Genomic DNA, 26,973 nt, shown 5'->3' on the forward strand with positions numbered 1-26,973 from the left:
GGGGACAGGATTAACCCCGCTTCGAAGGCATGAAAGAGGTAGTTTTTCACATTTTTCCAGCACCGGGCTTTCGATGCGCGCGGTGGTGGTGGCGGTAGTGGCTGAGCAGCAGCCAGCCGGTGATGATCACGATGCAAGCCACGGAGAGTGCGATGATCAGATAGATGTTGCTGGTCCTGGGTGCCTGGGTTTCCGCTGGGGGAGCTGCTGGGGCGACCAACTGGAGTTGAAAAGGGGGGCTGGTCTCTCCTGGAAAGACCACACGGGGACGAAGTTCTGTTTTTCCCGCCATGGAATGCAGCAGAATCAGGCTGGTGTTGGCATCTTTGGCAAAATCGACCTGGAAGGTGGTGGAATTTGTCGGCAACCGGCCACTGGCGGCGGCGAGCAGGTGGACTTCCTGGGTGTCTGCCTTGAGGGGGGTGTTGTCAGCGCCGTCCATGGCCTGAATTTTGCAGGCTGGCAGGCTGGTTTTGTTTCCATCGAACAGCAACCCAAGCGAACTGGCGAGGTATTGCTGCGCCTTTTCATGCGTCGCGGCGACCTGCTGGGGAGTCTGCTGCAGGTACCATGAGGCCGGGACGGGCGGCAGGGAGGTGGGATCTGAGGCGAGAAAGGTGCGGGGATCGACATTGATGCGCAGCGTGTAGCCGCCTGCGGAGTCGAATTCGGCCTCGACAGTCATGTTAGGCACCACGTGCGCACGCACGAGGCCGGCGACCGCCAAAAAAGTCAGGAAGACGCCGATGATTCGTCTGCTAAAAAACCGATGCATCAGCCATGGTGGAGGTGCCTGCGGCAATGGCAAATATATCGTCGGGCCAAGCAATAAACCCGACAGAATTTAAGAGTTGATTTTCAGGAGGCCGCAACCCTTTCGAAAGAACCTGCGAAAAACCTTGTAGCAAGAAGACGACCGCGCTTGACTTGCGGCGTGTAAATTGCTTCAAAAGAGCATTCCTTTTTAACCACTCCCATGGGCGCCACACTGAAATCACTGGAGAAAGAACTCGAGATCACTCTCGAGGACTTCAATCTGGTTGGTCGCAGTCCTGATGCCAGCATCAGGCTGGTGGACGGGGGGGTGTCGCGCCAGCACGCCACGATCCGGCGGGACGGGCAGCTGTTCTGGGTTTCCGATCTTGGCAGCGCGAACGGCAGTTTCGTCAACGACGTGGCTGTGACCACGGCGCGGGCGCTGCGGCATGGGGATCGGGTACAGTTTGGCACCAGCACCTTTATTTTTGACAGCCAGGACGAAGAACGGCCGCCGAGCGAGTCTGGCAACGTGAGCACGCAGTCGCTGCATACGATCGCGCTGCCGGTCAAGACGGTGCGCACCACCCTGCTCGTGGGCGATTTGCGCAACTTCACGACCATATCCTCCCAGCTCAGCGCGGAGGAGGTGGCTGCGATGCTGCGTGAGTGGTATGCGCAGTGCGAAAAAGTTCTGAAAACCCGCGATGCCATCATCGACAAATTCATCGGCGACGGTGTTTTTGCCTACTGGCCGGGAGATGACATAAGCTCCCGCATCAAGGCCACCGAGGCCGCCAAAATTCTCAGCAGTCCTGATTCCAGTGAATCTCCGAAGCGCAAATGGCTGAAGGAAAACATGAACCTGGAAGTTCACTGCCACATCGGCCTGAACATTGGTGACGTCGCTCTGGGTGCCATGGGCCGTGGAGTGAACACCGCCGTGGGTGAAGCAGTGAACGTGACCTTCCGTATCGAGAGCCTGACCCGCAAGCTGCAGGTGCCGGTGCTGGCTGGTGCGCCGTTTCTGAATGGCTGGCCGGAAGGTCTGCAACTCTACCAAAACGCCGGCATTCATCCGGTGAAAGGGCAGCCTGATCCTGTCGAGGTCTATTCGCTGAAAGACGTGCCGACGATGTCTTTCTAGGACGCGTCGCGGTCGAGGAGGCGCTGCATGTCATTGCGCGTCATGCGGTAGAGCAGCCACTCGCTCATGCGTTTGGCACCGATGCGCTGCTCATAGACTTGCTGGGCGTTCACATTCCAGTCGAGCGCCGTCCATTCCACGCGGCCGCAGCCGCGCTCGTGGGCGAGACTTACGACCTTTTTGAGCAAGGTGCCGCCAACGCCGGCTTTGCGACGCTCGGGGAGGACAAAGAGGTCTTCGAGATAGAGGGTCGGCAGCGCGAGAAAACTCGAATACGTCTCAACGAGAATCATGTAGCCGCAGGGAGACGTGTCTTCGTTGACAAACGCGAGCCAGACTTCGATGCGCGGTTTTGCGCCCAGCGCATCCTCGACCAAACGTGCCTGAGCGGTCTCGTCGGGAGGTGGGAGCTTTTCAAACTCCGCCAAGGCTATGACCAGCTGGCAAAACGCGGGCGCCTGCTCACGAGTGAGCAGGCGCAACCCGATTTGCAGCGCTGAGCTCATGCATGCAGCACGGGATCGCCAAACAAAGTGAAGTGTCCGGCTTCAGCGACGCGCACCTTGAAGATTTCGCCTGTGTGACGCTCGGGATTGCCGTCGAAAACCACGATGCGGTTTGAGCCTGTGCGGCCGGTGAGTCGTTGATCGTTCGTCTTGCTGGGACCTTCGCAGAGGATTTCGACCTCTTTGCCCACGAGCTTGTCATACATCGGCAGGGCGATGCGGTTGACCAACGAGAGCAGGTCCTGATTGCGCTCTTCTTTGACGCGTTCCGGCACCTGGATGGCCTCTTCCATTTCTGCTGCGGGTGTGCCACGGCGTTTGGAATAACGAAACACGAAGGCGTTGTCGAAGCCGATGGTTTCAAACATCTGCCGTGTTTCCAGATAGTTCTCTTCGGTTTCACCGGGGAAACCCACGATCACATCCGTCGTCACGGCGATATCTGAGCGCGCCTCACGGATGCGCTGGACGAGTTCGGTGAACTTGGCCGCCGTGTAAGGGCGGTGCATGCGCTTCAGGATGGCATCGCTGCCGCTTTGCACGGGCAGATGCACGTGCTCGGCGAGTTTCGGCAGATAGGTGAAGGCTTCGATGAGATCCTTCTTGTAGCCAATGGGATGCGGGCTGGTGAAGCGGATGCGCTTGATGCCGGGGACCTCATGCACGGCCTCCAGCAGCTGCACGAAGGGGCTTTTGCCATCCACGGCCGGGAATTCATGCCTGCCGTAGAGATTCACGATCTGGCCGAGGAGTGTGACTTCTTTCACGCCACGATCTGCGAGGCGTTTCACCTCTTCGACGATGTCTGCGATGGGCCTGCCGCGCTCGCCGCCACGGGTGTAGGGCACGATGCAGAAGGTGCATTTCATGTTGCAGCCCTGCATGATGCTAACGAAGGCGCTGGCCTGCTTTTCCTTCAGCGTGTGGTCACGGATGGTGTTTTGGGAGGCGTCTTCTTCTTCCACGTCGACGATGGAGAAGCGCTCATCGTCCATCTGCTTCGCTTCTTTGGCGCGGATGATCTCGTCCACGTAGTCCACCACGCGATGGTACTTCTGCGTGCCGACGACGAGGTCCACGTTCGCCTTGTTCACCAGCTCGCTGCCGCGGCTCTGCGCCATGCAGCCCATGAAGCCGGTGACAAGAGGTGTGCGCCGCCGCCGCACCATTCCCATTTTGCCCAGGGCCTTCTGCTCCGCCTGATCACGCACGGAGCAGGTGTTGATGAGCACCACGTCCGCGTCTTCATCCCGCGCTGTCATGGTGTAGCCGCGCTCGACGAACATCTGCGACACCTGTTCGGTGTCGCGTTCGTTCATCTGGCAGCCGTAGGTTTTGATGTGGACGCGTGGCATTGGGGGGCTGGGAGAATACCCAGCCCCGGCCAAAAGACAACCTCAAGGCGCTTTGGCCATGCCGGGTCAGGCCTTGATCTCAAAGATCGCCTCGACTTCCACGGCTGCGCCGGTGGGGAGCTGGGCGAAGCCCAAGGCGCTGCGGGCGTGGTAGCCGTCGCCTTCCTTGCCGAAAATCTCATGGAGCAGGTCGGAGCAGCCGTTGATGACGAGATGCTGGTCGGTGTATTCCAGGGTGGAGTTTACGCAGCCGAGGACTTTGAGGACTTTGAGGCCGTCCAGCGTGCCGTGGGTGTCCCAGACCGAGCGCAGCACCTTTTCCGCACAATTCTTGGCGGCCTTGTAGCCGTCTTCCGTGGAAACACCGGCGCCGAGCTTGCCCTTCAGGTCGCTGACGTGGCCGGAGGTGAGGAGCTGATTGCCACTGCGGATGCAGAGGTTCAGGTAGGCGGGAGGCTGCTTGGTGAAAACGAGGCCGAGGGATTCTGCTTTTTGCTGGGGTGTCATGGTGGAGGTGAGAAGTGAACGCAAAATACGAACTGGGAAAACGAAAACTGGCAAACACTTGAAATCACGCCCCTCAAGCCTTCAGCACTCCGCCCATCTGCCACATCAGTTTGTCCAAGGCGAGACCCAGGCCTTCGCTGCGACCATTGAGCAAACCGGCCCAACAGAAGCCCCTCGCGGTGTGGACCATGATGGTGGTGGTGCCTGGCAGCGATCCGGTGTGCCACCAGTTGGGAACTTTGTTCACGTTCCAGCCGCGTGCGTAACCCTCGCTGATTCCATGCGTGGTCATGGCATGAATGGAATCAGGGCTGAGCAACAGAGGGAGCTGGGAGGCGAAGCGCACCAGATCGCTGGCGGTGGCGATCCAACCGCCGTGCGAGTCCATGCGGGTGACATTCATGCTGTAAGCGGCACCCGCTTTGGCGGTGAGATACATCACCTCCTGCGGCTGACGTTCAGCCAGGGTATTGCCTGCGATCTGCATGCTGGTGATGCCGCATTTTGACAGCACCTGCTGCGTGATCAGTTTTTCGTAAGGCAGCTTCAGCACCTTTTCCAGCACCCGGCCCAGTACGCAGTAGCCGAAATTTGAATAGGCGAAGTGAGCTCCGGGCTTGTGGCTTTGTTTTTGGTTCGTCAGCGCCCAAGCGATGAGCTCCGCGTGATTCATCCGTGGATTTTTAAACATGGGGTCGTCCTTGTCGTTCGCCCAGCCGCCGCTGGTGTGGGTGAGCAGGTGATCCACGGTGATGGCCGCTACGTCTCCGCTGTAATCTCCGCCCAGAATGCTCTGAGGGCCGAAGACCTTGCTGTCGGGCTGTAGCAGTCCTTTCTCGATGCACATCATCACCGCTGTGGCTGTGATCGGTTTGGAGATGCTGGCGATGCGAAAGCAGTGCTGCGGGGTGACGACCTCAGTGCCATCTGCATCGGCAAAGCCATAGCCGGCCTCGAAGTCGATCTTGCCCTCTCTGCCATAGGCGATGCTCATGCCCTGGATGCCATGCTCACGCAGAAATGCTTCGGCGATGGCGCGGATCTTTCCCTCCGGGGATGTGGGTGCCGCAGCAGCAGCCATGGGCCATGCGGCCAGCGAACTCACAAAGGCGCGTCGTTTCATGCGGCTGACATCACACCTTGACGCTTCGCCGCCGTCAATGAAAACATCCCCGATGCTCCGGCTTCTCATTCTGACTGCCTTTTTCGCCCTCAGCGCCCATGCCCAGACCGTGGATACCAGCACGCTCACAGGCAAAGTCGTCTGCGGCTACCAGGGGTGGTTCCGTTGTGAGGGAGATGGCAGCAACAATGGCTGGCACCATTACGCCGCAGGGAAAACCTTCGAGCCGGGGCACTCGCACATCGAGCTGTGGCCGGATGTGAGCGAACTGCCGAAGGAGGCACGAGTGACGACGCCGTTCAAGCATGCCGATGGCCGCACGGCTGAAGTCTTCAGCTCGGTCCATCCAGCCGTGGTGCAGCTTCATTTCAAATGGATGCGCGACCATGGCATCGACGGAGTCTTTGTGCAGCGCTTTGCTGCCACCACGCGGGACAAACGTTTCCGGGAGCCGATGGATCAGGTGCTGGCCCACTGCCAGGCCGCCGCCACCGCCAACGGGCGCGGACTGACGCTGATGTATGATCTCAGCGGCATCAAGGAGGACGGCATTCAACTGGTGATCGATGACTGGAAGCGCCTTGTCACCGAGAGACGTCTGGACCGCGCAGGCCCTGCTTATTTCAAACATCACGGCAAACCGCTTGTGGCCCTGTGGGGGCTGGGATTCAACGACCGCGCGCCGATGCTCGACGAGTGGTCGCGCCTGATCACCTTTCTGCGTGACGATCCCGAATTCGGCGGCTGTACCATCATGCTGGGAGTGCCCTATTACTGGCGCACACTGGACCATGACTGCATCCAAGATCCTCAGCTGCATGCGCTCATTGCCCGTGCGGACATTGTGAGCCCATGGGCGGTGGGACGGCTCGGTACGCCGCAGGATGCCGCCAGCCGCAGGGAGAAAATTTTGAAGCCGGACATCGCGTGGTGTACCGAACACAAGGTGGATTACCTGCCCGTCCTCTTCCCCGGCTTTAGCTGGACGAACCTCTCGAAATCACGCAACCAGGAGGCGAAGTTTGACGCGATCCCACGTCTTGGCGGTCAGTTCCTTTGGTCACAGGCGACCGCAGCCAAGCGGGCGGGGGCGCAAATGCTCTACGTGGCCATGTTTGACGAATTGGATGAAGGAACGGCCATTTTCAAAACCGACAATCATCCGCCCGTGGGTGAGAGCCGCTTCCTTGCTGAACCGGATCTGCCGAACGATCACTATCTCTGGCTCACTGGAATGCTGGGCAAACTGCTACGTGGTGAGACAGGGGAGGCAATGCCCAAGCGCTGAGGCGGCTTACGACAAGTCCGAGGCCAGCACCGAATTCGCGGCACGCAGCGCGAGCTCCTTGGCCTGCGCGATCACGCGCACGGAGGTGGCGTCAAAGAGGTAGGCATGGCAGCTGGGGCAGGTGATGGCGCGCGTGACCACGATGGAGCCGCACCCTTCACAGACCTTGTACTGCTCCGGATGCGTGGCGATCTTCTCAGCCTGTTTCAGGCGGGAGTCTGGTTTGTGATCGTGCGCGCTCATTAAATCTTGGATACGATGCTACGACGACATTGGACGAGTGCAACGCCGCTGATAAACAACTTACATCCTTTTTTGTGCTTGCGTTGCAGGCGCCTGGCACTTTTCAGCCCAGCCCTGGCACGCTCCAGCCATCGCGGTATTTGCGCACCAGCTGGGCGTTCAGTTCCGGACGGTTGGTCACCTGGCCTGCTGCAGCGTCCCACTCGATCCAGCCACCCGGATTGCGCTCCGCCAGCACCCCGAGGAGCACGGCCTCCGTCAGCGGGCAGCCGTAGGTGGGCAGGTCGGCGGCGGCCTTCTCCCCCTTCATGCAGGCGTCCACCCAGTCGGTGTAGTGGTTGGCGATGCGGGTCTTCGGATAGGCGAAGCCGGTGAACTTTTCCTCCGGCACCAGCCAGGGGCGCTGGCTGTGCGGTTTGAAGATGCCGCCGTTTTCGCCGATGAAAAAGATGCCGCTGGGCGTGTCCTTGGTGAGGACGGAAGGCTTGATCACACGAGAGTCATACGGATAGCCGCCGTCGGTCCAGGTCATCTTGATTTTGTCGCCCGATGTCAGAGCCGTGCCGGGAAATTCAAATTCAAGATGCCGCTTCTGCGCATACAGATCCCCTTTGCTGCCCTCATCCAGGCACCGCACACGCGAGGGCGCCATGAGACCGAGACAGGAGGAAACGACATCGAAATAATGGCAGCCCATGTCACCCAGCATGCCCACGCCAAAATCCACCCAGGAGCGCCACATGGAAGGATGATAGGCCCCGTTTAAAAACGGCACTTCATTGGCGACTCCCAGCCACAGGTTCCAGTCCAGATTCTCAGGCACCGGATCAGCCTGAGTCTTGCGCTCGGTCACCTTGGGCCACCAGTTTGCCTTTTTGTTCTCCCAGCAGATGACCTCCTTCACCTTGCCAATGGCGCCACTCTTGATGAGATCGACCGCCAGCAGGGTCTCGATGGTGGAATGCCCCTGTGTACCCATCTGGGTGGTCACTCCGGCCTTGGCCGCCTCCGCGCCCAGAATTCGTGCCTCATGGATGTGGTGCGTCAGGGGCTTCTGCAGGTAAACGTGCTTCTTCGCCCGCAGCGCCGTCACCGCCATGGCGGCATGCATGTGGTCCGGCGTGCCGATCGTCACCGCGTCGATGCTGTCGCCGAGTTTGGCAATCATCTCGCGGTAATCACGAAACGGAGCCGCGTCCTCCAGCCGCTTGGCTGCATCGGGGTCCTGCAGTTCCTTGCGTCGTGTCGCATTGCCACCACGGGCGAGCTCCAGCGTTTTCGCATCCACATCACACATGCCGACCAGCCGGACTTTGGAGTGCTGCAGGACGCTCATCATCGTGTTTCCGCCCATGCCACCCACACCAATCGATGCGACCTGAAACATCGAATTCGGGGAACGCGCGCTCAGAATGGCGGGAGCGGAAAGGGAGGCTGTGGCGGCGAGGGATTGCTTGAGAAAATGGCGGCGGTTCATAAGAGGTAGGAACGTGAATACAGATGGCACTCTGTCAGCAGCGCTGGAGGACCGGCGCATTGATTCGCTGTGCTCCGGTTCCAGGACGCTCTCGCGCTCATCCAGCCTCACCTCTCCGCCACACCTGCCGGCTTGCGGATCTTCATCAGGATCGGAAAGCTGGTCTGTAGTCCGGCGCTGTCGTGTTCGTTGCGCGCGGAACTGAGAGCGGCGTGGATGAGTTTGTCCTGGTCTTTGACCCAGTTGGCGGCGCGGAAGAAAATGGGGCGCTCGTTTTCCTTCTCACGGATCTGCACGCCGTTGAGGCCGATGTCATCGACGATGACGCCGTGGGGCAGGCCATGCACGTCGAGGTTGAGGATGCCTTCGTTGCCCATGCGCACGGCGCGGATCCAGGCCTTCACGGTCTGACCTGGCACGAGGGTGATTTCGAGGGGCTTGGTCTCGTCTTTGATTTCCCGCATCACCGGTTTGCCTCCAGCATCCGGCTCCATGACGATGATGAACTTCGGCGCGGCACCGAGCGTGACTTTGCCGAAGCTTCCGGCGTCATGCACGAGGGCTTTGGATTTCGCGGTGATCTTGAGCTTGCTCCAGTCGGCATTTGCAGCGGCATCCGGGGCTGCATGCAGGCTGCCGCTGATGAGATCATGCCCGGCTTCGATGAGGATCGGTGAGGAGGCGTAATAACCGGCGGGAAGGCCGGCGATGTCGATCTGGATGGGATCATCAAAACCATCCACCCGCTCTGCACGGAAGGAAAAGCCGATGGACGCACCGGGCATGACCGTGGGGTTCATGCCGGCGAGCTTGACGCTGAAGTCGGGCATCGGCTGACGAATGGAAAGCGCGTAAACGTAGCGTTCGCCACCCCAGGCACGGGTGTCGGTGACTCTGATGATGTAACGACCATCTGTGGGTGCAGCGAAGGTGAGGCGCGAGTCGCTGCCGAGCTTGCGATCTCCGCTGTCGTCGTTGGTGTAGTTCAGGGTGAAGACGGGCAGACCATTCGGCACGATGTGGCTGCCGATGGGCTTAGGCTCGACGATGTAGCAGGGTTCGTCGAGCGAGTGTGAATTCGCCGTGGTGTCAAAGTAGGCGCGCCGTTTGCCACCAGAGGTGTAGAAGAAGCAGCCGCCATCCGGGCCGCGTGGCATGCGGATGATCTTCATCACGTCGCCATTGAAATAGGCGAACTCGTTGAGCTCCATCTCCTCCCAGTTTTGCAGGCGGATGTCGGGATTGTTGGCATCCACGCTGCGGAAGTTGTTGTAGCTGTCGCGCACGGCTTGGAGCAGCATGCGCTGCACGGGTTTGCCATCGGCATGCAGGACTTCGATCTTGGTGTCGGCAGGGGAGCCTGCCAGATCGGCGAGTGTTTCGATGATCCATGACTGCCCTTTTTTGGCATCGAAGGCGAAGCAATCGGTGTCGCCGGCTTTGGCGAGAAGGGCATTCACCGTGGCGGGCACGGTGACGTTTTGCGCCTTGGCGATGTCGTCGTTGTTTTCCACTTCTTCGGTTTGCACCAATCCGCTGACGCGCAGCGCGGGCATGGAACGGAAGCGCAAGACTTTGGCATCCAGTGGCACGTTGATCATGCCTTCCTTCTCGGGCTTCAGCATCACCGCAGCTTTGTCGCCGAGATGATGGCCGATGAGGGTGACTTTCGTCTCTTTGCCGATCTGGGCAAAGAGCGGCGACCATGCGGTGACATAAGGCACTGCGCCAAGGGTAAGACGATAAGCATGATCCGCGCTGCCATCCATGGTGGTGTTGCTCACGAGCACGATGTAGTCACCGTCCGCAGGCGCTTTCCAGGCAAGGAAGGGATCGCTGCCGCTGTCGAGTCCGCGATTCACCGCGAGCACCGTGCGGTTTGTGTCCATGATCTCCAGCGTGGGCGATTTCGCCGTGCTGCCGACCTGCGCGACGGCGAGATCGAACACGAGTTCCTCGCCCGCTTTGGCTTTGAAACGATATGCGTCGTGCTGGCCGATCTCGGTGAGGGTGCCCCAGAGGCTGGCGGGCAAAGACGGGATGCTGACAGGGGCTACTTTAAAATCAGCCGCCTGGGTAAGGGTAGGCGCAAGATCATCGGCATAGATCTTCATCCGTGCAGATTCTCCGGCGGTGCTCTTGAGCCAGACCTCGTAGGCACCACGTGGCACATCAGCTGCAGCGGTGATTTTCAGGCGTGCCGTGGTGGGTTTGACCGAGCTCTTGGCGAGCTGCACTTTCAAGCCAGGATGCGAAGCCAGAACCTGAGTGTCTGCGGTGAGGCCCTTGCCGGTGAGGGTCACCATCAGCTCGCCGCCGATGTGTGCGGCACGCGGCGTAATGCGTGTGAGTTCGGGCTTTGCGACCATGGCAGGCTTCGCAGGCGCAGGAGCCATCACGGTCTTGCCGGTGGTCGAATCATAGACGCTGAGGCTGCCATCCACGCGACCCGCGACAAGCTGGGCTTTATCAGTGAAGGCGAGGGCGGAGGACCAGTCGGGCTGTTTTTCCAGCGGGATCTTTTCCGTGAGATCGGCGGTGTTCCATATCTTGAGCGATTTATCGGTCGAGGTGGAGGCGAGCAACCGGCCGTCGCCAGACAGCGCAAGATTCAGGATGCCACCTTCATGGGCGAAGCGGCTGGTGATGATCTTGTTGGTGCCCTCCTTGGCATCGGCGCTGATCTGCCATTGGCGGATGCGGTTATCGCCACCGGCGGCGAAGAGGTGCCTGCCATCGGCGCTGAAGACGACACTGGTTTGCTCCTTCGTCGGCTGGGAAAGCGTGTCGAGCCGCTGGCCTGCCGGAATGCTCCAGAGCTTCACCGTGCGGTCGGCGCTGGCGCTTGCGAGCACTTTGCCATCTGGGCGGAATGAAAGGGCGTTCACAGCGCCGTTGTGACCTTTGAGCAGAGCGAGTTCCTTGCCTGTGGCTGTATCCCACAAGCGGATTTTTTGATCGTAGGCTCCTGTGGCGATCATTTTGCCATCGGGTGAAACAGCGAGCGCATAGGCGGCATCGAGATGACCTTCAAACGAATGCAGCAGTGTGCCATCGCTGGTTTTCCAGTTCTGCACAATGCCCACGATTCCTGCCTCGCCACCGGCGGCATACACGGTAGCGCCATCGGGTGAAAACGCGACCGCATTGGCCTTGCCCTTGAAGCCGGTGAGCTTGCGCACCAAGGCGCGCGTGACCGGATTGAGCAGCTCGACCTCGCCGTAACGGCCTACCGCGATAAGCTGCACTTTCGGCGAAAACGCCACTGCCTGGATCGCATGCTTCGGCGGCACCGTCGGCATGATTTTCGGCGTGATGACCTCGCGCGGCATCGGCTTGGCCTCAGCCATCGCCGGCCCTTTCGCCCCGGTGTCGATCCAGGTTTTGATCAGGGCGATCTCCTCGGGCTTCAGCTTCTCGCGCTTGCCCGGCGGCATGAATTCGTTCTTCCCGCCACGCCCCGAATGACCTTCGAGGAACTTCACCAGCATCGACTCATTCGCTTTGCCTGCGATGATGGCCACGCCCTCCTTACCGCCCTTCATCAGGTTCGCAAAGGTGTCCAAACGGAACTCACCATCCGCATCGGTGTCGTCATGGCAGTCGATGCAGTAGGTGTCCCACAGTGGGACGATCTGCTTCGTGTAGTCCACGGTCTGGGCGTGGGTGACGACCGAGAAAAAAGCGAGGAGAAGGATGGAACGGAAAGGGATCATGCAGTGTTCCTTGTTAGTGATTGAACAAAAACTCCTTCGAGCTCATCAGGCCCCAGAAGATGTCCTCCAGGGTGGTGCGGCGATCTTCGGGTCTGGCGGTGGCTAGCATCGCGGCGGCCTTGGTGGTTTCGCGTTCGGTGGGGAGGCGGGCGAGTGCGATGAGGTAGGCCTCCTCGATGATCTTCTCATTGCCGAGCTTGCTGGCGAGCAGCGCATCGAGGCGGTTGTCTTTTTGGGCGAGCTTCTGGTTGAGCGTGTCGCCATTGGCGATGTGCAGGGCCTGGGCCATGCTGGGTTCATTGGTGCGTTCGCATTCGCAGGTGGCGACGCGGTCGGCACGGCCGAAACTCTTCAAGAAGTAGCTGGCGATGTTGCTGTCCGGCAGTTGCAAAGCGCGGAAGCCCATGGGGTAGCTGTCGGCAGTGCCGCGATTGGCATTGCGGCGGTCGATCTTGAAGGTGGTGGGTGCAGCGGTGACCTGGGACACGGTGTCGAGCAGAACTTCGGCTTTCAAGCGGCGTGGCACGTAGTGCGAGCCGTAGCGGAGGTCGGTGATGTTTTCGGGCAGGGTGATGCTGCTGCGCTGGTAGGTCTCGCTTTGCAGGATGGTGCGCATGAGGGCCTTCAGATCGAACTTCTGTTTCACCAAATGCTCGCAGGCGACGGCGAAGAGAGGCTCATTGCTGGCGGGATTGGTGACACGGAGGTCATCCACCGCTTCGACGAGGCCGGAGCCAAAGAAGTTCGCCCACACGCGGTTTACGATGGCGCGCTGGAAGAGCTTATTGTCGGCGCTAGTGAGCCATTTCGCGAGTGGTACGCGACGGTCTTCGGTGGAGGTCATCGAGACAGCCGTGGTGACATCCAGCGGGTGAGGTGCTTGCGGCTTGCCGGTGAGCGGCTGCACGAGTTCGCCATCGGCGGCGGAGAACAGGACGCGTTCATCCGCCTGTGCGCCGTTTTTCGTGCGAACGCGGGAGAGCATGTTGGCAAAGGCGAAGTACTCGTTGTTCGTCCACTTTTCCATCGGGTGGTTGTGGCACTTGGCGCAGGCGATGGAGGTGCCGAGGAAGGCGACGCTGATGGTTTCGGCGCATTTGGTGGGCTCGTCGTTCAGGATGAAGAAATTGCCCGCGCCGTTTTCCAGCGTGCTGCCGGTGGCAGTGAGGAGCTCACGCACCATGACGTCCCATGGAGTGTTCGCAGCGACGTTGCGGCGGATCCAGTTATAGTAGGACCACATGGCCTGGGGCATGAGTTTGTCGCCATTGACGAGCAGCAGATCGCTCCAGCGGTGTGACCAGTAATCGACGAACTCGGGACGTTGAAGCAGTGACTCGATGAGGCGGTCGCGTTTGTCGGTTGCTTTGTTCGCGAGGAAGGAGCGGGTTTCCTCCAGGGAGGGCAAAACGCCGATGGTGTCGAGAAAGGCACGGCGCAGGAATTCGTGATCTTCCGCAGGTCCGGAAGGCGGGATGTTCAGCGCGCGCAGCTTGGTCAGCACATGCTCGTCGATGAAATTGCGCGGCTTCATCTGGGCAAATGCCGCCTGATCAACGGCAGCATCGCTCGGCACCACCAGGGTGGAAACAGCGAGGCGGCTGAGATACCATGCGCTGATGACCGTCTCACCGCGTCCGGTCGTTTTGATGACACCCTGCTCATCCACGGTGGCGACGCTGGCGTTCACGCCGTTGTATTTGGCCCAGCGCGTCACATCCTCGCTGTGGCCGTCGCTGAATTTCGCGGTGACTTTGAGCGGCAGCGTGACCCCGGGCTTCGTCACCACCTGCTTCGGCTCCACATCAAGAGCGACGATGAGCGGATCGCTCGCCTTCGGCCCCGGAGCACCGGCGGCGATCCAGTCGGCGATGGCCTTGTATTCCGGCGAATCCACCTCAAAGCGTTTGTCTCCCTTGTGCGGCACCGCTTTGACGGCCTTGAGCAACAACAAGCTGCGCGCCGGATCTTCCATGGTGAGGCGGCGACCGTTTGCGCTGCGCGTGACGGAGATCCAGTCACCCTCGTCATCGAACCCACGCAAAGAGAGACGAAATCCTCCCTGTCCTGCGGCGGCACCGTGACACGCGCCCATGGCGCAGCCGTAGCGCGTGAGGATGGGCTGGATGGTGTTGCGGAAGGATGGGGCTTCAGCGGCGGATGCCGAAGTGAGAGCCGCGAGGGCGATGAAGGAACGAAACATCATGAATGACACGCGATGAGGGGTGGCGGGAGGCGACACTCGTTCTACGCAAACAGCTCTTTGATGGCCTGCGTGCCGAAATCGACAACGGGATACGGCCTCCCCTGCGGGCCAGGGAGTTCGGTGGTGAGATCGATGCCGAGGGCCTGGTAGATGGTGGCGACGATTTCTTTCGGGGCGACGGGGCGCTCGGTGGGATAGCCGCCGATGTCGTCGGATTTGCCGATGACTTCGCCGCCTTTGATGCCGCCGCCGGCAAAATTGATGGTCCAGCAGTTGGGCCAGTGGTCGCGACCACCGGCGGGATTGATCTTGGGCGTGCGGCCGAATTCGGCGAGGCAGGTGACCATGGTGTCGTCCAGCATGCCGCGCTGGAACAGGTCCTCGATGAGGGCGCTGTAGCCCTGGTCATACATGGGGGCGACGATGTCGCGCATGCCTTCGATGCTGGTGAACGGCTTCGAGCCGTGGATGTCCCAGGTGATCTCACCAAACACGGTGATGAAGGTGTTCACGGTGACGAAACGGACGCCGCGCTCGACGAGGCGGCGTGCGAGCAGGCAGCTCTGGCCGAAACGGTTCAGGCCGTAGCGTTCGCGGACCTTCAGCGGCTCCTTGGTGAGGTCGAAGGCCTCGCGGGCCTGCGTGCTGGTCATGATGCGGTAGGCGGACTCGAAGTTCGAGTCCATGAGTTTCGCCTGCTCGCTGTACTCGAAATTGCGTACGCTGCTGTCCACCAGTTCACGCAGTTCGCGGCGGCGTTCGAGGCGCACTTCGCCGATTTCCTTTGGCGGCAGGAGATCGGGCACTTTGAAGTCTTTGACGGCAGGATCGGCATTCAACACGAAGGGATCGTAGGCTTTGCCGAGGAATCCGGCGTCCTGGCCATGCGGCATGTTGCCACCGGTAGGCCCCATGGATTCCGGCAGAATGACATGCGCGGGCAAGTCGCTGCGGCGGCCTTGCAGGAACTCAAGGGCGCTGCCGACGTGGGGAGTATTGACCCCGCCGGTGAAAAGGCGGCCCGTCTGCATCATCTGATGCCCCGTGTCATGCACAGCGGCGGCAGTGTGGTAGCAGGAGCGGACGAGGCTGAACTTGTCGGCGATCTTGGCGTGCAGCGGCAGGATTTCGGAGATCTCGAAGGCATTGCTTTTGGTGCGGATGGGCTTGAACGGGCCGCGAATCTCGCTCGGCGCATCGGGCTTCATGTCCCACAGATCCTGCTGGCTCGGCGCGCCGAGGTTGAAGATCATGATGCAGGCCTTGTTGCTCTTTTTGGAGTCCACCTTGCCCTCGGCCTTCAATTTGGCGAAGCCGGGCATCGTCAGCCCGATCGCGCCGAGGGCGCCTGCCTGCAGGAAATCACGACGCGAGATGCCGTCGCAATTGGTGATGGAGCCTTGACCGGAGAACTTGAACATGGTGCGCGTGGGGGTTGAACTGTTTACTAATACGCAGTCCGAAGCTGAAACTGAATGGATGATGCCGCTTTCGAAGATGGGCCTTTCCGGCCCCCCGGATTCTTTAGCCGGAAACATTCCAGCGAATAAAGGGTTGTTCTTTTATGCCTCTGTCGTGCTAGTCTTACCTCCTAACCTTCCCATGAAAGCTCTTCTCATCATCCTCTCGTTGTTTCTTACCATTTCACTTCAAGCGCAAACCGCCGCGCCCAGCGGCCAGACCACACCTCAGGATGCTGTCACGCTGGACGGTCTGTGGCAGGGGAAATTCAACGGAGGCAACTACATCGTGCGCTGCAACGCCATCATCGCGCTTTCCAAGCATGAGTACATATCCGATGGCGTGGCCCGTGTGGTGGAGGTGAACCTGACGCTCAACTCCGCCATGGTCGTGCGTTTTTACTATCTTGAGCCTTACAAGCCGGAGACTGGCAGCAACACCGTGGGTGCCGGCACTCAAGCCATGGACAGGGCCAAGGGTCTGTTCGAACAGGCTGCCAACCGAGTTTCACCAGATCTGACCAACCCGAAAGTGGTGAAAAACTATCCGGCGTCCACGCATGCGCATACGGTCGAGTTTGTCATCAAGGAAGAGGCCAAGCTCAATTTGCTCTTTGGCAGTCTGCAACGCGCGTTTGAAACGGGCCAGGGCCGGATTTGGAGAGAGTGAGGTACAGCGGGCGCTCTTGCCCGCCAAGAAACTCATGCTGCGGGTTGGAGCGCCCGCTCCACATCAAACATTGAAGCGCCATTCGACGACGTCGCCGTCGCGCATGACGTATTCCTTGCCTTCGATGCGCCATTTGCCCTTTTCCTTTGCCTTCGCATTGGAGCCGAGCTCGACGAGGTCGTTGAAATGGACGATTTCGCCGGCGATGAAGCCGCGTTCGAAGTCGCCATGGATGACGCCCGCGGCCTGCGGGGCCTTCATACCCTTCGTGATGGTCCAGGCGCGGGTTTCTTTCTCGCCGGTGGTCAGGTAGGTCTGAAGGCCGAGAAGGTCATAGACGCCCTTGATCAGGCGAGAGACGCCGCTGTCCGTCACACCGATGTCGGAGAGGTAGGCTTTGGCTTCTTCGTCGCTGAGGTCGATCAACTCGCTTTCGATGGCAGCGCTGACGACGACGGCGCTGGCCTCGTGGGCATGCTTTACGTATTCACGCACCTTGCCCACGAAGGGATGGTTGTCAGGATCATTGGAAGCTGTCGCGAGATCGTTCTCGGCGACGTTGCAGGCGAAGATGCAGGGCTTCGAGCTGAGCAGGAAGAAGGATTTCACCAGCTTGCGCTCTTCCTCGGTCATTTCGAGCGTCACGGCGGGCTTTCCGGCATCGAAATGCGGGATCAGCCTTTCGCAGATAGCGAGTTCGGCCTTCGCCTCTTTTTCGCCTCTTTTCGCATTCTTTTCGGCCTTGTCCTTCCGGCGCTGGATGGCGTCCATGTCGGCGAGGATCAGCTCGGTGTTGATGACTTCGATGTCGCGCACGGGGTCAATCGTGCCGCTGACATGAGTGATGTCACCGTCTTCAAAGCAGCGCACCACGTGCACGATGGCGTCCACCTCACGGATGTGGCTGAGGAATTTGTTGCCCAAGCCTTCACCCTGGCTCGCGCCTTTGACGAGACCGGCGATATCGACGAACTCGATGGCGGCGGGGACCAGTTTCGAGGACCCGGAGATCTTCGAAAGCACGGCGAGCCGCTCATCCGGCACGGTGACGACGCCGGTGTTCGGCTCGATGGTGCAGAATGGATAGTTGGCTGCCTCCGCCTTGCGGGTGCGGGTGACAGCGTTAAAAAGGGTGGATTTGCCAACGTTAGGAAGGCCTACAATACCGGCTCTGAGCATAAGGGCGGCGAGATTAGCGGTATGCCACGCCAGCGCAAGCCCGGTTCTGTGATCGCGACTGAAATCAAGGCGCGCTGGCCGGGGCGGTACCGCCAGCGGTCGGCTGAAAGGTGAGCACCCCACCGGTGCCGGCAATGGGCGTGAGCGTTGCGCCGCCCGGGCCGGTGACGCTCAAAGTGCCATTGGTGAACTGCTGGGCGGCCGCGCCTTGCAACACAAGGGTGCCACTGTTGACGGTGACCCCGGTGGTCTGCAAATTCTGCGCACTGCTGATCGTGAGCATGCCGGAGCCGGATTTGACCAGGGAGGCTCCCGGCATCGCATTCACATTGCTGGCCAAGGTCAGGCTGCCCTGATTGACGATCTGCTGCGTGGTGCCGTTGGCCAGAACCAGTTGCGTACTGGAGCTGGAGAGGGCGGTAGTCGCGTTGGGAGTCAGTGTCAGGACCCGCTGTGTCTGGCCCTCAGACCCTGATGCGATGGAAGCATTCGTGGATATGACGCCTGCCGTGCCCGTGCTGGCGAGAAAAACATTGCTGCCGGAAACTTCGCCGGAAACCTTCACCATGCTGGATCCGGAGGACGATATAAGGGTGGTGTTTGGTGCCTGCGATGGACTCCCGCCAGACACGTTCATCGTGGTCCCGCTGGCATTGGAACTGGCATCTGTCCTGCTGTTTGAGACGCTCATGCCGAAAATGCGTGTGAGCAGACCAGGGCCGGTGCTTTTCACCTCAGCCGTCTTGAGCTCGGCTGCGTTTCCAAGAGTGAGCTTCTGAGTGCCGGCACCATCATTGCGCGCCAGCGTTAAAGTGGCACCGAGCGACTGGGCCTGCAGTGCCACTTCCTGACGAATTTCTGGCGCGGCGGGCAGTGGCTGCTTGAAACTGGCGCTGTCGAGCAGCGTGCTGGAATGCGTGAGGGTGTTGAGATTTACCTGCACGGTGTCCCGCGTGCCTTCAGGACGCTGCACGATCAGGTGGCCAGGGTTCAGAGTCGTGTTCTGCCCGCCCAGATCCCCCCGCACGCTGCCTTCGAGACAAGTCATTTTCACCGAGCCGTCCGGCAAGACGGCCACGATGGCGGAGCCACGCACGGTGACATCCCCCTGCGGCGTGGTGACCTGGACGGCCGGACGACGCAAAAAACCATCGCCGGAAGAGATCAGCGCAACGCCTTTGGAGAGCGAAACATCACCACGATCTCCGACTTGAGCTGATGTATTGGAGCCAAGCCGGACGACGCTGCCGCGCTGATCCACTGTGGCTTGAGCACGGGCATTGTTGCCTGTGATCACCTGATTGCCCGTCGTTTGCACGTTGCCGCTGGAGGTGGTGATGGAACCTGCGGTCAGAGCCGTGGTCTGCATCATAACGATCAGGGGAAGGAGGGCGGAAGCTTGCTTCATAGAGGATGTGGATTTAAGCCATTTGCGCAGACGTGGCCAAAAAAGCCGCGGGAATGTCATTTTGATGTCACCATACATGGGACAGCGCCAGTCCCAAGCCGGTGTTCAGGGCCTTGTAGTCGAAGGCGTTGACATCGGAGTGGTTGAAGATGCCGCTGACGTAGACCTGCGCCGTCAGGTTATGGGTCACTTGATAGCCCAAGCCGAGAAACAGCAGGTGATTGAGGTCATTCCGACTGACCTGGACGTAATCAAACCAGGCGAACCGATACAAGGTTGTGAACGCCAGCTTCGGCGTGATCTGCCACGCAGCCCCGGCCTGGGTGCTGAATTCGTGACGACGGAAGGCGGAGGGTCCTCCCCCAACACTCACCGCGGCATTGCCACCCAGCCAGACGCTGATATCGGGGCTGAGCAACCAGCCTTTGCGCAGACCTGTCTCCAAGAAATGGTTTTCATAGAGCCTGTCGCCCCAGTTCCACGGGGAAGTGAGCCGTTGATAGCGATACTGTGCCCATACATTCAAACGGGAGATGCCGCCCGCAAGCTCACCCCGTCCTTGGTGATACTGCGCGCCGATCTGACTGCCGAAATCGTCGAAATCGAGCTGCTGCAGGTTTGCATAGCGCCAGAGCGAGTAGGAAGCCATCGCCAGCAGGTTGATTTTGTCGGTCAGCTGAGGAAACCAAGCGCCACGCAGGCCCGTGCGGCCCACCCAGTCTGAACTTTCCGGAGTTGGAGCCAGAGCGGCATTGGAGGTGAAGAAACCGCTGGCTTCCAGCGCCATGAGAAACTGTTTCGGTTTCGAACGCACCAGTCCGCTGATGCTTTGCTGGCCAAACTCACGGTCAAGCAGGTTGAGCTCCTCCTGACTGGCGGGGGAGACCGCCCTTTGGTCGCGAGTATCCCGTTTCGTGGTGCGCAGGGCTTCACGAATGGTCTGGTCCACCACAGAACGATCCACGGCGGGGCTTTGTGCCATGGTGGAAATGGCTCCTGCCAGACTGCAGCCAGCCACAGCAAGCCAGGCTATAAATGATTTATTTAAAAACATGCGGGCGGTTTTGTATGAATAGGCGCCTATTTGGTCAAGCTCGAATCCGCTACATCGTGTGCATGCTTGCTCTTTCCGCCACATCGGCGAGACTCCGCGCCCTTTTTGCCGTCTCCCATGTCTTTTGAGCTTCTTGCCACTGATCCTTCGTCCCACGCCCGCCGCGGGCGGCTGACGACGCCCCATGGCGTGGTGGAGACGCCGGTTTTCATGCCGGTGGGCACACAGGGCACGGTGAAAGCCATGCATCCGGAGGAACTGCGGGCGCTGAATTCGCAGATCATTCTGGGCAACACCTACCATCTCTTTGTACGCCCTGGCATGGAAATCATGCAGGCGGCAGGCGGGCTGCACAAGTTCGCGAACTGGGACCGGCCGATTTTGACGGACAGCGGCGGTTTCCAGGTCTTCTCGCTGGCAAAACTGCGGAAAATCAAAGAGGAGGGCTGCCACTTCCAAAACCACCTCGATGGCACACCGATGTTCATCGGCCCGGAAACGTCCATGGAGATTCAGGCGACCCTGGGCTCGGACGTGGCGATGCTGTTTGATGAATGCACGCCCTACCCCTGCGAGGCCAGGGAGGCTGAAAAGAGCCTGGATCTGACTCTGCGCTGGGCCAAGCGCTGCCGCGCCTGGATTGATGAACACCGGCCACAAACCGGTGGCGGGGCGCAGCAGCACTTCGGTATTGTACAAGGCAGTGTCTATAAAGAGCTGCGTGAAAAATCCGCCCGGGAGCTGGTGGCCATGGGTTTTGACGGCTATGCCATCGGCGGACTCAGCGTGGGAGAGCCGGAGGAGGACATGATGCGCATCGCTGAATGGACGACGCCGCACCTGCCCGCCAATCAGGCCCGCTACGCCATGGGCCTGGGCACACCTCCGCAGGTGATCGAGCTGATCGCACGCGGTATCGACATGTTTGACTGCGTGCTGCCCACCCGCCTGGCGCGGAATGGTGCCGCCTTCACCCACGAGGGCCTCATGAATCTGCGAAATGCCTGCTACGCCAAGGATTTCCGCCCCATTTCCGAAGACACCCATCCGCTCTGCCAGGGCTTTTCACGGGCGTACATCCGCCATTTGGTTCAGGCACAGGAGATTCTGGGTTTGCGGTTGATTTCTCTTCATAACCTGCATTTCTACGCGTCCCTCACGTCCAGGGCACGTCAAGCGATCGAACAGGGTTGTTTCGCCGAGTTCCGGGCAGAGGTCGTCGCGAAATACAAGTCCACCACCGCAGCTCCCGAATCATGATCTCTACATCTCTCAATCACGCCCTATTTCTCGCTGCAGATGCCGCACCTCAAGGCGGCCTCCTTGGCAGCCCGATGATGCTGCCGATCCTCATGATCGTGGTGATGTATTTCGTCATCTTTCGCCCGCAGCAGAAGCGCATGAAGGAGCACCAGAAGCTGATCGCCAGCGTGGGCGTGAGCGACCATGTCATCATGGAAAGCGGCGTGCACGGCATCATCACCAGCGTGAAAGACCGCACCGTCATGGTCAAGATCGCCGACAACGTCAAAGTCGAGTTTGAACGCGTCAAGATCGCCGCCGTGACGAAGAAGTCCGACGTCGTTGAAGCGACCGAAGCGTAAGCGGCCCTTTTGATTTTCCCAACCTACCTGCCAACCTGTCCATGAATCCCTTCGCCACCTTTTTTGTCGGTGCCTCCCTGCTAATGATGCTGCTCGTCTATGTCGGCACTGCCGTGCATACGACCAAGCGGCGCGTGGGCACGCTCCTCATCATCCTCACCGCCTTCTCGGCCATCTATACGATCGAGGCGATGAAACTCCAGCTGGGCATCGACCTGCAGGGCGGCAGCGAGTTCATCGTCAAGCTTGCTCCGGGCAAGAATGATGACGGCAGCCCCAAAGCAGTGACCAGCAGCGACGTGCAGCAGGCGATCGCGATCCTTGAACGGCGTCTCAATCCTGATGCTTCGAAAGATCTTACCCTGCAGCCTGAAGGCGCGGACCGGATCGTGATTCAGATGCCAGGCATCACCGAAGAGGAAATCAAAGCCGTGCGGGATACAATTGTGACCGTGGCCCACCTTGAGTTCCGCCGGGTGCACCCGGACAGCCAGGCGAAGCTGGAGCAGATCAAGGCGCGCGGCGGCATCAAGGAGCCAGGCTGGATCGAGATGCCTTATACTCCCACCACCGCAAAGGATGGCACGGTCATCAACCGGTCCGAACTCGTCCGTGATTCGGCTGACATCGAAGGCAAATACGTCTCCAATGCCTTCCGCACGGTGGATGCCGAAGGCAACAAAGTGGCCCTGCAGTTCAACAGCGAAGGGGCCAAGCTCTTTGATGAGCTGGCCGCAGTGCATTACCAGAAGGAAATGGCCATCATTGTGGACGGCCAGATTCACTCGGCCCCCCGGCTGCAGGCGAAGCAATACGGCGGCAGGGCGGAAATCTCCGGCGGCGGCGGCAAGGGCTTTTCCCAGCAGGAGGCCGACACTCTGGCCACCCTGCTGAGCAACCCGCTGCAAAATCCGATGCAGATCCTGACCGAGAGCTCGGTGTCATCGGCTTATGGCCAGTCCTCGATTGACCAGGGCAAGTGGATCGGCGTGGCAGCTCTCATCATCACCACCTGCTTCATGATGTTCATCTACCGCCTCGCCGGTCTTGTGGCGATTGTCGGCCTGGTCATCAACATCGCGATCCTGTTTGGCGCCATGGCCTTGTTTGGCTTCACGCTCACCATGCCCGGCATCGCCGGTGTGGTGCTGACCATTGGCATGGCGGTGGATGCGAACGTGCTGATCTACGAGCGACTGCGCGAAGAAATGGAAGCGGGCAAGACCTTCGCTGCTGCGCTGGAAGCCGCTTATGACAAGGCCTTTTCCGCCATTGCCGACTCCAACATCACCACGCTCATCTCAGCGCTGATCCTGTTCATTATTTCCGGTGGTCTGGTCAAAGGCTTCGCCGTCACGCTCATGATTGGTCTGATTTCCTCGATGATCGGCGCGCTGATCGTCACCCGCGTGATCTTCATGTGGGTGGTGGACAAGAACATCCTGAAGAAGATTCACACGACCAGAATCATCCCTGACAAGGTCTTCGACATTCTGTCTTCGGCTCCGAAGTTCATCATTGCCTCGCTCGTCGTGACGGCGATATCGTTTGGCACGCTGGCTTACAAGGGCAGCGCAGGTTTCGGCATCGACTTCCGCGGCGGCAGCCGCGTGGACGTGACGCTGGCCAAGGACAAGAACATCACTGACAAGGAATTTGAGGACCTGTTCGCAGGACTCAAACAGGATGGTGGCAAACCCCTCGGCAGCTTCTACATCCAGCGCAAAAGCGCCGGCGGCGTGGAAAATCTGAGCATCCGCTGCGAAGAACTCAGCGGGACGGTGATCCAGCATGCGATCACCAGCAAATGGAACAAGGACACCGTGGCGGGAACCAGCATTGCCACCGTGGGTTCCGTGATCGGTTCCGAACTCGCCAAGCAGTCCATGTGGGCCATGTTCGCCGCGCTGATCGCGATCTTTGTGTACCTTCTGATGCGCTACGAAGTGGCCTTCGCCATCGGCGCCATCGTCGCCCTGTTCCATGACGTGCTCATGGTGCCCGGCCTCTGCGTGCTGTTTGGCCAGGAGCTCAGCATCATCCACGTGGGCGCGCTGCTCACCATCGCCGGCTACTCCATCAATGACACCATCGTGGTGTTTGACCGTATCCGTGAAACCATTCAGAAGGGCACGGGCGGCAGCATGCGCGACATGATGAACGAGGCCATCTGCAAGACCCTCTCCCGTACGCTCCTCACTGGCCCAACAGCCCTGGCACCGATGGTCGTGCTGCTCTTCCTCGGCAATCCCGCCATGCTTGAGTTTGCCATGCCGATCACCATCGGCGTGCTGCTCGGCACCTACTCCTCCATCTTCATCGCCTCCCCGCTGGTGCTGTGGTACGCCAAGAAGAGCGGCACCAGCCTCAAGCACCAGGTGCTGGATGCGCAGATCGAACAGCTCAAAGCCCAACAGGCCATCGCTGCAGCGGCCGTGGCGAGTGGCAAGAAGTAATCGGAATTCGAAAGGTCCGCGCTTCGTTTCCCCTCATCTCCATGGCAAGGCAGGCGATTTACACCTGCCTTGCCCGGAGATGTTTTTTTATATGCTCCCAAGGAAGTGCTGAACATGGCAGCGCACCGCAGAGTTTAGGAAACCGCAGTGAAGACCTCAAACCCAAGCCGAGAAAGGAAGAGGAGGCTGAAGAAGACTGCTCTGATTCAACGCTGATCAAGCATTGGCGCGGAGCCAGGCAAAGCTGCGTTCGGCTTCGCCTTTTTGGTAGGCGATCTCGGCGTCTTTTTTGGCGGGGCCGTCGGGGGCTTTGAAGGTGTCGATCTTGTGGCCGCGTTTGGCCATGTCGAGCCAGGCTTTGAACATGGGGGTGTCGCGGTGATTGGGGAAGATTTTCCAGAATTCGTCTTTCTTCCAGGCGAAGGGGCGGGCGAAGCCGGAGATGGTTTCGACCTGGAGGGGGACGCCGGGGGCGAGCTGGGCGAAGCGCTGGGCGTAGGCTTTGAAATCGACGAGGCCTTCGCCGACGGCGGTCCACTGGACCATGGCGCCGTCCTCGGTTTCCCAGAGCATGCTGTCGCGGACGCTGCTGCAGATGGTGAGGGGGCCGAGGGTTTCGAGGTGGAGGAGGGGTTCTTCGAGGGCCCAGACGGCGTTGCCGGGATCGATGTTGGCGCCGACGTAGCCTTTGCCTGCGGCTTCGATGAGGGCTTTGAGCTCGTGGGACTGCATGTCGCCGGCGTGATTTTCGACGGCGATCTTGATGCCTTCGCCTTCGGCTTTGGACTGGCAGGCTTTGATGGTTTTAACCATCGATTCGATGTGTTTCTGGATGCCGCCATCGCCGCTGCGATCCTTTTGATCGCCCAGGTAGCAGCGTGCGACGGGCGAGCCGAGGGCCTTGGCGATGCGGATGGTGAGACCGAGATGCTCCTCCGGGGTGCCGTAAGTGTCCTTCCAGCGGTTGGCGGTTTTGCAGACGCAGCCGGTGCCGACGTAGAGTTTGAGTCCGGCGCGGTCGGCCTGTTCTTTGAGGCTTTTGAGATAGGCTTCTTCGAAGTTTTCGAACACATGGAGTTCGGAGATGAACATGGTGTCGAGCTTCAGGGACGCGGCGTAATCGATGAACTGCGCGGCTTTCCAGCCGGTGGCGCGGACGGCGAAATGATCGAGGCCGAGGGCAAGTTTGGAGCCGGTGGCTGCCTGGGAGAGGGAGGCGGCTGCGGTGGCGGCGAGGGATTGCGCGAGGAAGGAGCGGCGGTTCATGCGGGGCATGCTAGCGGAGGCGGGGGGGCTGTCGATGGGGAAACACTGATTTAGCACCGCGAGAGATTCGAAGACCGCAGAGATGAGGTTCAGAACCAAGCCGAGGAAGGTCGAATGCAGAACTGGCTACGATCCCGAACTGCGAACGAAGTGGCTGGCGCGGGTGCGGAGGCGGCTTGTGGCTTGAGACTTTAAACTTGAAACTCGGCGCTTTGATCGAGGACGAGTAGGAGTAGGAGGACGAGTAGGATTTACTCGTCGGGGGTGCTAGCGGATGATGAGTTTTACGGCACCCTGGCCCTGGCGGTCGTCGGAGGAGGAGACGAGGATTTGAGCGAGGTGATGGCCGGTGCGCCAGGGGGCGCCGTTGATGGGCTTGACCTGAAGGAGGTAGGCGCCGGTGCCGACGTTGCGAAAGGAGGTGATGTTGTTGCTGAAGGGGGCCTGCTGGCCGGGAACTTCGAAGTACTCCATCAAGGTGAAGTGATCTTTGGTGAGATCGGTGACGGGCCAGCCACTGCTGCTGACGAGCACGAGGATGTTGGCGGGATGGGAATTGCCATTGGCGGCGGCACCGGCGGAGGCCTGGGCTGCAATGGTCAGGGCCACAGCACCGCCTGCGCCGGTTTTCATGACCAGCCTGGAAGCGGGTGCAGGGGATGGGGCTGCGGGCTTCGGCGCAGGTGTTTCAAAGACAGGTTTAAAGACGGGAGCTGGCTCAGCTTTTTTGACGATGGGAGCTGGCGCTGGTTTGGCGGCGGCCTTGGGTTTCACTGCTTCCGCTTTTTTCTTGGCCGGGACTGCCTTTTTCAGCGGTGCGGGCTTCTTCTTAGCCACGGCCGACTTTTTGGATGCTGCAGGCTTTTTAACAGGGGCCTTCTTCGGAGCAGGTTTTTTCGCCATAATGGTTCGTGGGTCAGAATTGTTTCAATTTCCGCGAGGCTAGCAATACTGCGGCCCTTCTGTCGAGATTCCTCTTGGGACGAAGACGTAAATATTAAGATGTCGAAAAAAGTTTAAGACGGTTTCGAGGATAGGCGCTTCCTCGACTAGAGCGGAAACGCAGGGGTTGGTGAAGTCTGTCATTGAGAAGCACTGAGCTAGGGGCAATGTGCAATTAAGGGTATCTCTAAAACTTCTGGCTGATCGAATGAACAGTATTCTCAGCATTCTATCAGAAGGTGAAAATTCTGAAAATAGACGATTGCCAAGAATGAGGTCTGTCGATTATAAGGATTAGTTAGAATTTTAGGTTTACGACTTTTCTGTCACGCTTCGAACATTCGACAGCACCGATATTCCGCTTCTTTGATGAACGCGCTCTCAACAACAGGTTTCCCTTTGTGGCGACTCTTCCCTCGGCCAGCCCGACGGAAGCGGTCGTTCGTGGGGGAATGGTTTGCTGGGATTTCCAGACTGATTGAATTTTCTCAGGTGGGAGGGTGGGCTTGGTTTGGTGCCACCGACGCAATGGATGATCTGATGCCGTGGGGGCGCGGGACGCTGGTGACACGACAGGGTGCCGGGGGTGGGGGGGATGCGCCAGAGCCTC

Annotated in this window: 22 protein-coding genes; 7 read left to right on the plus strand and 15 right to left on the minus strand. The window is 59.8% G+C overall.

Annotated elements, in window-relative coordinates:
• Positions 1–46: 46 nt before the first annotated feature.
• Complete coding sequence (locus ACILSL_RS14175; RefSeq protein WP_395732696.1) at positions 47–775, minus strand: hypothetical protein; 729 nt, start codon at positions 773–775, stop codon at positions 47–49.
• Between the two features lie 201 nt (positions 776–976).
• On the opposite strand from ACILSL_RS14175, the gene ACILSL_RS14180 reads away from it, so the two are divergent.
• Entirely contained in the window at positions 977–1,903 is a 927-nt protein-coding gene (locus ACILSL_RS14180) for an FHA domain-containing protein (RefSeq protein ID WP_395732697.1), read from the plus strand.
• Here ACILSL_RS14180 and ACILSL_RS14185 read toward each other — a convergent pair.
• The 4 genes from ACILSL_RS14185 to ACILSL_RS14200 all read right to left on the minus strand — a co-directional run bounded on the left by ACILSL_RS14185 (position 1,900) and on the right by ACILSL_RS14200 (position 5,394).
• The gene (locus ACILSL_RS14185; protein ID WP_395732698.1) at positions 1,900–2,409 is read right to left on the minus strand and encodes a GNAT family N-acetyltransferase; all 510 of its coding nucleotides are present in this window, start codon (positions 2,407–2,409) and stop codon (positions 1,900–1,902) included. The two genes, ACILSL_RS14180 and ACILSL_RS14185, sit on opposite strands and share 4 nt — an antisense overlap.
• The gene (miaB, locus tag ACILSL_RS14190) at positions 2,406–3,764 is read right to left on the minus strand and encodes a tRNA (N6-isopentenyl adenosine(37)-C2)-methylthiotransferase MiaB (RefSeq protein WP_395732699.1); all 1,359 of its coding nucleotides are present in this window, start codon (positions 3,762–3,764) and stop codon (positions 2,406–2,408) included. The genes ACILSL_RS14185 and miaB overlap by 4 nt, the downstream gene beginning before the upstream one ends.
• A 66-nt stretch (positions 3,765–3,830) precedes the next feature.
• Positions 3,831–4,271: a RidA family protein gene (locus tag ACILSL_RS14195; RefSeq protein ID WP_294398867.1), complete on the minus strand. Its 441-nt coding sequence runs from the start codon at positions 4,269–4,271 to the stop codon at positions 3,831–3,833.
• 73 nt (positions 4,272–4,344) lie between these two features.
• Entirely contained in the window at positions 4,345–5,394 is a 1,050-nt protein-coding gene (locus tag ACILSL_RS14200; protein ID WP_395732700.1) for a serine hydrolase domain-containing protein, read from the minus strand.
• 37 nt (positions 5,395–5,431) lie between these two features.
• On the opposite strand from ACILSL_RS14200, the gene ACILSL_RS14205 reads away from it, so the two are divergent.
• Positions 5,432–6,682 (plus strand): glycoside hydrolase family 71/99-like protein, encoded by a 1,251-nt coding sequence (locus tag ACILSL_RS14205; RefSeq protein ID WP_395732701.1) that lies wholly within the window; start codon positions 5,432–5,434, stop codon positions 6,680–6,682.
• A 6-nt stretch (positions 6,683–6,688) separates the two neighbouring features.
• Here the strand turns inward: ACILSL_RS14205 and ACILSL_RS14210 are convergent, their stop codons facing one another.
• The 5 genes from ACILSL_RS14210 to ACILSL_RS14230 all read right to left on the minus strand — a co-directional run bounded on the left by ACILSL_RS14210 (position 6,689) and on the right by ACILSL_RS14230 (position 15,745).
• Complete coding sequence (locus ACILSL_RS14210) at positions 6,689–6,925, minus strand: hypothetical protein (protein ID WP_395732702.1); 237 nt, start codon at positions 6,923–6,925, stop codon at positions 6,689–6,691.
• A 103-nt stretch (positions 6,926–7,028) separates the two neighbouring features.
• A complete protein-coding gene (locus ACILSL_RS14215) occupies positions 7,029–8,402 on the minus strand; it encodes a Gfo/Idh/MocA family protein (protein WP_395732703.1) in 1,374 nt (457 codons plus the stop codon).
• A 107-nt stretch (positions 8,403–8,509) separates the two neighbouring features.
• Complete coding sequence (locus tag ACILSL_RS14220; RefSeq protein WP_395732704.1) at positions 8,510–12,118, minus strand: c-type cytochrome domain-containing protein; 3,609 nt, start codon at positions 12,116–12,118, stop codon at positions 8,510–8,512.
• Positions 12,119–12,131: 13 nt separating this feature from the next.
• Positions 12,132–14,324, minus strand: coding sequence for a DUF1549 domain-containing protein (locus ACILSL_RS14225; RefSeq protein ID WP_395732705.1), 2,193 nt, complete (start codon positions 14,322–14,324; stop codon positions 12,132–12,134).
• A 41-nt stretch (positions 14,325–14,365) separates the two neighbouring features.
• Positions 14,366–15,745 carry a DUF1501 domain-containing protein gene (locus ACILSL_RS14230; protein ID WP_395732706.1) on the minus strand — a complete coding sequence of 460 codons (1,380 nt, stop codon included), beginning with the start codon at positions 15,743–15,745 and terminating at the stop codon, positions 14,366–14,368.
• On the opposite strand from ACILSL_RS14230, the gene ACILSL_RS14235 reads away from it, so the two are divergent.
• Positions 15,738–16,454 (plus strand): hypothetical protein, encoded by a 717-nt coding sequence (locus ACILSL_RS14235; protein WP_395732707.1) that lies wholly within the window; start codon positions 15,738–15,740, stop codon positions 16,452–16,454. The genes ACILSL_RS14230 and ACILSL_RS14235 overlap by 8 nt on opposite strands.
• Positions 16,455–16,517: 63 nt before the next feature.
• On the opposite strand, the gene ychF is transcribed toward ACILSL_RS14235, so the two are convergent.
• From ychF to ACILSL_RS14250, 3 genes are all read right to left on the minus strand, one after another.
• Positions 16,518–17,633 (minus strand): redox-regulated ATPase YchF, encoded by a 1,116-nt coding sequence (ychF, locus tag ACILSL_RS14240; protein WP_395732708.1) that lies wholly within the window; start codon positions 17,631–17,633, stop codon positions 16,518–16,520.
• Between the two features lie 64 nt (positions 17,634–17,697).
• Positions 17,698–19,041: a FecR domain-containing protein gene (locus ACILSL_RS14245; protein ID WP_395732709.1), complete on the minus strand. Its 1,344-nt coding sequence runs from the start codon at positions 19,039–19,041 to the stop codon at positions 17,698–17,700.
• 67 nt (positions 19,042–19,108) lie between these two features.
• On the minus strand, positions 19,109–19,990 hold the full coding sequence (locus ACILSL_RS14250; RefSeq protein WP_395732710.1) for a hypothetical protein: 882 nt from the start codon (positions 19,988–19,990) through the stop codon (positions 19,109–19,111).
• Between the two features lie 222 nt (positions 19,991–20,212).
• Here ACILSL_RS14250 and tgt point away from each other — a divergent pair, with 222 nt between their 5' ends.
• The 3 genes from tgt to secD are packed head-to-tail and all read left to right on the plus strand — an operon-like array spanning position 20,213 to position 24,155.
• Positions 20,213–21,355 (plus strand): tRNA guanosine(34) transglycosylase Tgt, encoded by a 1,143-nt coding sequence (tgt, locus tag ACILSL_RS14255; protein WP_395732711.1) that lies wholly within the window; start codon positions 20,213–20,215, stop codon positions 21,353–21,355.
• A complete protein-coding gene (gene yajC / locus ACILSL_RS14260; RefSeq protein WP_395732712.1) occupies positions 21,352–21,699 on the plus strand; it encodes a preprotein translocase subunit YajC in 348 nt (115 codons plus the stop codon). Before tgt ends, yajC begins: the two co-directional genes overlap by 4 nt.
• A 41-nt stretch (positions 21,700–21,740) precedes the next feature.
• On the plus strand, positions 21,741–24,155 hold the full coding sequence (gene secD, locus ACILSL_RS14265) for a protein translocase subunit SecD (RefSeq protein WP_395732713.1): 2,415 nt from the start codon (positions 21,741–21,743) through the stop codon (positions 24,153–24,155).
• A 216-nt stretch (positions 24,156–24,371) separates the two neighbouring features.
• Here the strand turns inward: secD and ACILSL_RS14270 are convergent, their stop codons facing one another.
• Positions 24,372–25,421 carry a sugar phosphate isomerase/epimerase family protein gene (locus tag ACILSL_RS14270; RefSeq protein WP_395732714.1) on the minus strand — a complete coding sequence of 350 codons (1,050 nt, stop codon included), beginning with the start codon at positions 25,419–25,421 and terminating at the stop codon, positions 24,372–24,374.
• A gap of 267 nt (positions 25,422–25,688) precedes the next feature.
• Entirely contained in the window at positions 25,689–26,054 is a 366-nt protein-coding gene (locus ACILSL_RS14275) for a hypothetical protein (RefSeq protein ID WP_395732715.1), read from the minus strand.
• On the opposite strand from ACILSL_RS14275, the gene ACILSL_RS14280 reads away from it, so the two are divergent.
• A complete protein-coding gene (locus ACILSL_RS14280; RefSeq protein ID WP_395732716.1) occupies positions 26,053–26,367 on the plus strand; it encodes a hypothetical protein in 315 nt (104 codons plus the stop codon). The genes ACILSL_RS14275 and ACILSL_RS14280 overlap by 2 nt on opposite strands.
• The last annotated feature ends 606 nt before the right edge of the window (positions 26,368–26,973 follow it).

It is taken from the genome of Prosthecobacter sp. (assembly GCF_044222345.1).
Classification (GTDB): Bacteria; Verrucomicrobiota; Verrucomicrobiia; order Verrucomicrobiales; family Verrucomicrobiaceae; genus Prosthecobacter.